Below are 3,976 nucleotides of genomic sequence, written 5' to 3'. Positions count from 1 at the left end.
GTCGGGACCTGCACGAAATTCATGCCGCGGCGCACGATGCCGGCGGCAAATCCGGCCAGATCGCCGATGACACCGCCACCGAGCGCGATGACGACATCGCCGCGTTCCAGTCTTGCGGCGAGCACGCCGTCCACCACCTCTTCGAGATGCGCGAAACTCTTGGTCTTTTCCCCAGCCGGCAACGTGATTTCGGCGGGCTGGATGCCGCTCTTTTCAAGGCCGGCCTTCAACGTCTCGAGGTGTGCTGCGGCGACGTTGACGTCGGTGACCACTGCGGCGCGCGTGCCGGGCAGGCGGCGCGAAATCTCGCTGCCGGCGCGCAAAAGCAGGCCGGAGCCGATCAATATGTCATAGGCACGATCGCCGAGCCCGACTTCGACGGTGACGTTCGTATTGGTGCTCACGACCGCACCTCGCCTGTCGCGGCCGCAACGCCGAAATACCCGCAAAGCGCATTCACCACCTCGGCCGCGATGACCTCCTTGCGATCGTCGCGGGTCGGCACGGTGACATCGGCGGCTGCGTAGACCGGATAGCGCTCAGCCATCAACCGCTCGATCACGGCGCGGGGGTCGGCGCTTTTCAGGAGCGGCCGGTTCTGCTTCTTGGAAACGCGGTCCATCAAGAGGTCGATCTCGGCCTTCAGCCATACCGACACGCCATGGCCGGCAATGGCCTCCCGCGTCTGCGCACTCATGAAGGCGCCGCCGCCCGTCGACAGCACCTGCGGACCATGTTCCAGCACGCGCAGGATGACCCGCTGCTCCAGCGCCCGGAACTCGGTCTCGCCATAGCGTTCGAACAATTCAGGGACGCTCATGCGCGACACGCTTTCGATCTCCTGATCGCTGTCGATGAAAGGCAGTCCCAGGATGCCCGCCACCTTGCGGCCGATCGCCGTCTTGCCGGCGCCCATAAGGCCGACAAAGACGATGGAACGGTTGCCCAGCCGGCCGAGCAGCGCGGCATGGCTCTCATCGGGAGGATTTGCTGGTAGTGCGTTCATGACACCATGATGTTTCTAAGCAGGTTCCGCCAAGTGTCCTACGGTTTGGCGACAAGAACTGCGACAAGCCAAAGAATCTAAGCAGGCATTCGTGGGCCAGCCCACGAATGCCTGCTTAGGCCCTCTTTGTCGGCGTATCGACATCAAAAGCCTGATTGCGTCAAGCGTGGCGGCGCCGAGCGTCGTCCGAGCTTCGCCCTTGAATTGGCCGGATTGGCGTCTCATAAAGGCACAGGGTTTGGAAACGCAGAACAAGAAGACGGGCGAAAATTGATGCCGACACTGTTCCGCTTTGTCGTGACGCTCGCGATTCTGGCCGGCATTGTCTATGGCACGATGTTCGCTCTGGCGATGTTCGTCGAGCCGAGAAAGACCGAAATGAGCGTACGCATTCCTCCCGAAAAGCTGAACCCCAAGAAAAACTGACCCAAAAGAAATGAATAGCGCGGCCCGCATCGAAGCCTTTTTGGAAATGATGAGTGCCGAGCGCGGCGCTGCCGAAAACACGCTTTCCAGCTATCGCCGCGACCTCGAAGACGCTTCGGCCGAGATCGACGGCGGGCTCGCGGGTGCCGCCGCCGCCGATATCCGCGGCTATCTCGACGAGATCGCGGCGCGCGGTTTTGCTGCCACCTCGCAGGCACGCAAACTGTCGGCGATCCGCCAGTTCTTCAAGTTCCTCTATGCAGAAGGCCTGCGCGGCGACGACCCGACCGGAACCTTGGACAGTCCGAAGAAGGGCCGGCCGCTGCCGAAGACGATGAGCGAGGCCGACACCGGCCGGCTGATCGACCGTGCAGCGCAGGAGGCAGCTGACGCCTCGCTGAACGATGGCGACAACCTGGCGGCGCTGCGCCTGCATGCGCTGGTCGAGGTGCTCTACGCCACCGGCCTGCGCGTTTCCGAACTGGTCGGCCTGCCGGTCACGGTGGCGCTGCGCGACGATCGTTTCTTCATGGTGCGCGGCAAGGGTGACAAGGAACGCATGGTGCCGCTGTCGGCAAAGGCGCGCATGGCAATGCGGGCCTGGCTCGCTGCCCGGGCAACGGTGCCGGCTTTCGCAGATAGCCCGTTCCTTTTTCCAGCAGCAAGCGACAGCGGCTATCTCTCCAGGCAGGTTTTCGCCCGCGACCTGAAGGGTCTTGCCGCGCGCGCCGGCATCGCCTCTGCGAAAATATCGCCGCATGTGCTGCGCCATGCTTTCGCCAGCCATCTCCTGCAGAACGGCGCCGATCTCAGGGCCGTGCAGCAGTTGCTTGGCCATGCCGATATTTCAACGACGCAGATTTACACGCATGTGCTGGAGGAGCGGCTGGTGCGGCTGGTCAAGGATCATCATCCGCTTGCCGACTAGACGTCATATCGCTATGTGAGGACGACGTTCCACCGCCCGGCGCCTCTATTTCCCAGGTTCCGTCAGTCATTGCCTCCCGGCTTATCGGTCCGCTCAAGAATGTACAATTACCTCGATTTCGAAAAGCCGGTTGCCGATCTCGAAGGCAAGATTGTCGAGCTGAAGAAGCTCGCAGAGAATGGCGAGGCGGTCGATGTCGGCGATGAGATCAGCCGTCTCGAGAAACGCGTGCGTGACGCATTGCGCGACACTTATAGGGCGCTGACCCCGTGGCAGAAGGTGCAGGTGGCGCGCCATCCGGACAGACCGCATTGCGTCGACTACATAAAGGGCCTGTTCAACGATTTCACGCCGCTTGCCGGCGACCGCAATTTCGGCGAGGACCAGGCGATCGTCGGCGGCTTCGCCCGCTTCCGCGGCGAGCCGGTGGCGATCATCGGCCAGGAAAAGGGTTCCGACACGGCCAGCCGGCTGAAGCATAATTTCGGCTCGGTACGGCCGGAGGGCTATCGCAAGGCGGTGCGGCTGATGGAACTCGCCGATCGCTTCAACATCCCGTTGCTGACGCTGGTCGACACGGCCGGCGCCTATCCCGGCGTCAATGCCGAGGAGCGCGGCCAGGCCGAAGCCATCGCCCGCTCGACCTCGGCCTGTCTCGGCCTGAAGGTGCCGTCGATCTCGGTTGTCATCGGCGAAGGCGGCTCGGGCGGTGCCATCGCCATCGCCACCGCCAACCGCGTCTACATGCTCGAGCATGCCATCTATTCGGTGATCTCGCCGGAGGGCGCCGCCTCGATCCTGTGGCGCGACACCACCCGCTCGAAGGATGCGGCGACCAACATGAAGATCACCGCCCAGGATCTGCTGGAGCTGAAGATCATCGACGCCATCATTGCCGAACCGCTCGGCGGCGCCCATCGTGGCCCGGAAACGGTGATTGCCGCCACCGGCGACCTCATCGCCAAGACGATGAAGGAGTTCTCCGGCGCCAACACCGATTTTCGCGAACAGCGCCGCGAAAAATACCTGGCTATGGGGCGAAACCTTTAGGCAAGATGGGTGTCCGCGCCGTAATGTGGCGAGATTGAGCGCTTCCGCCACAAAAATGCCGCGGCATTCGGTTCAATCAAATTGCTGTAAGGGGATGCGTCCGGCGCTTGCGGTAAGGAATTTTCAAGGTTAATGGGCTTAGGGTTGGGCCTGACGGCGCTGATGCCTGCGGTCCGAAAGAAAAGACATAGCCATATCCATGTTTGCCAAGCTTGCCCGCACCGGACTTCTGATTGCCGCGATAGGCGTCGCCGGCTGCAATGATTCTTCGATGAAGGATTTTGCCCCCCACGCCAATAAGCCGCTGCCCGACAAGATCCTGGCCAGCATGAACGCCAAGGGCATGACCCGCACCTCGCCGGTGATGGCCCGCATCTTCAAGGAAGAGGGCAAGCTCGAAATCTGGAAGGCCAAGACCAACGGCCGCTACGACTTGGTCGCCAGCTACGACATCTGCAAATGGTCGGGCAAGCTGGGCCCCAAATTCACCGAAGGCGACCGCCAGGCGCCGGAAGGCTTCTATACGGTCCGTCCGGCGCAGATGAATCCGCGGTCGAGCTACCACC

General features: G+C 62.4%; 5 protein-coding genes and 1 pseudogene. 4 read left to right on the top strand and 2 right to left on the bottom strand.

What is annotated here, in order from left to right; genetic code table 11:
* Positions 1 to 404, bottom strand: a 404-nt coding sequence (locus EOA85_RS29555) for an iron-containing alcohol dehydrogenase (protein WP_127212109.1), incomplete at its 3' end; no start/stop codon positions are given.
* A complete protein-coding gene (locus EOA85_RS29550) occupies positions 401 to 1,006 on the bottom strand; it encodes a shikimate kinase (RefSeq protein WP_029348639.1) in 606 nt (201 codons plus the stop codon). The genes EOA85_RS29550 and EOA85_RS29555, both read right to left, overlap by 4 nt.
* A gap of 273 nt (positions 1,007 to 1,279) precedes the next feature.
* Between EOA85_RS29550 and EOA85_RS29545 the strand changes: the two genes are divergently transcribed.
* From EOA85_RS29545 to EOA85_RS29530, 4 genes and pseudogenes are all read left to right on the top strand, one after another.
* Positions 1,280 to 1,432 carry a histidine kinase gene (locus EOA85_RS29545; RefSeq protein ID WP_127212110.1) on the top strand — a complete coding sequence of 51 codons (153 nt, stop codon included), beginning with the start codon at positions 1,280 to 1,282 and terminating at the stop codon, positions 1,430 to 1,432.
* A 10-nt stretch (positions 1,433 to 1,442) separates the two neighbouring features.
* Complete coding sequence (locus tag EOA85_RS29540) at positions 1,443 to 2,360, top strand: site-specific tyrosine recombinase XerD (RefSeq protein WP_127212108.1); 918 nt, start codon at positions 1,443 to 1,445, stop codon at positions 2,358 to 2,360.
* Positions 2,361 to 2,459: 99 nt separating this feature from the next.
* Positions 2,460 to 3,410 carry an acetyl-CoA carboxylase carboxyltransferase subunit alpha gene (locus EOA85_RS29535; RefSeq protein ID WP_065007391.1) on the top strand — a complete coding sequence of 317 codons (951 nt, stop codon included), beginning with the start codon at positions 2,460 to 2,462 and terminating at the stop codon, positions 3,408 to 3,410.
* 199 nt (positions 3,411 to 3,609) lie between these two features.
* Positions 3,610 to 3,976 (top strand): annotated as a pseudogene (locus tag EOA85_RS29530) (hypothetical protein); the annotation flags it as partial.

The organism is Mesorhizobium sp. M5C.F.Ca.IN.020.29.1.1 (assembly GCF_003997375.1).
In the GTDB taxonomy this organism is placed as follows: Bacteria; Pseudomonadota; Alphaproteobacteria; order Rhizobiales; family Rhizobiaceae; genus Mesorhizobium; species Mesorhizobium wenxiniae.
The sequence above is the reverse complement of the archived record's forward strand: the minus strand, read 5'-3'. Positions and strand labels throughout refer to the sequence as shown.